This is a genomic window from Ruegeria sp. AH12 (assembly GCF_056541465.1).
The window spans coordinates 1-1,086 of sequence record NZ_JBQFYL010000076.1 but is presented as its reverse complement, the minus strand read 5'-3'; the positions used below and the strand labels follow the sequence as shown (position 1 = coordinate 1,086).

Below are 1,086 nucleotides of genomic sequence, written 5' to 3'. Positions count from 1 at the left end.
TAGGGCTTGATCATGACGGTGAGGTGGTCAGCCAATTCGAGGGTGCCCCTCGACATGCAGAGGTCGCGCATCAATTGCTGTCCGACGGCAAGGCATACAAGTGCTTTTCGACGCAGGAAGAAATCGCTGCATTCCGTGAACAGGCGCGGGCCGAGGGGCAGTCGACCCTGTTTCGCAGCCCGTGGCGCGAGGCTGACCCTGCCATACATCCCGACGCACCTTACGTGATCCGCATCAAGGCTCCGCAAGACGGTGCCACTGTGATCCGCGATCAGGTGCAGGGCGATGTCACCATTCGCAACGATCAGTTGGATGACATGATCCTGCTGCGTTCGGATGGGACTCCGGTCTATATGCTGGCCGTTGTGGTTGACGATCATGATATGGGCGTGACTCATGTGATCCGGGGCGACGATCACCTCAACAACGCCGCCCGTCAGATGATGATCTACGAGGCGATGGGTTGGGATGTACCAGTCTGGGCGCATATCCCTTTGATCCATGGACCCGATGGAAAAAAGCTCAGCAAACGTCACGGTGCGTTGGGGGCGCAAGAATATCAGGCCATGGGATATCCGGCATCCGGAATGCGCAACTATCTGGCTCGGCTGGGCTGGAGCCATGGGGATGATGAGTTCTTTACCGATGCCCAAGCTAAAGAGTGGTTCGATCTGGATGGCATTGGCAAAAGCCCGGCGCGGTTTGATGTGAAGAAGCTTGAAAACCTTTGTGGACAACATATTGCCGTCGGGGAAGATGCCGCGCTGCAGCATGAAATTCAGGGATATCTGAAGTCAGCTGGTTTGCCGCCGCTTTCCGAAACACAATCCAGTGATTTGGTCCGTGCGATGTATTGCCTCAAGGACCGCGCACGCACGTTCCCGGAACTCATTGAAAAAGCTCATTTTGTGCTTACGTCGCGACCTATCCAGCCAGATGAAAAGGCCGCAAAGGCGCTGGCATCTGTATCCGACGGTATACTGAAAGAATTGACGCCGCAGCTGCAAAATGCTAGCTGGTCTCGGAACGAACTGGAGGAGACCCTGAATTCGTTCGCAGAGGCGAACGGGGTTAAGTTCGGCAAAT

Annotated in this window: 1 protein-coding gene; it reads left to right on the top strand. The window is 55.6% G+C overall.

All coding sequences use genetic code 11. The features are described from left to right. Positions 1-1,086: glutamate--tRNA ligase (gene gltX, locus ACR0EL_RS21710; RefSeq protein WP_480502251.1), on the top strand; the 1,086-nt coding region annotated here is incomplete at both ends.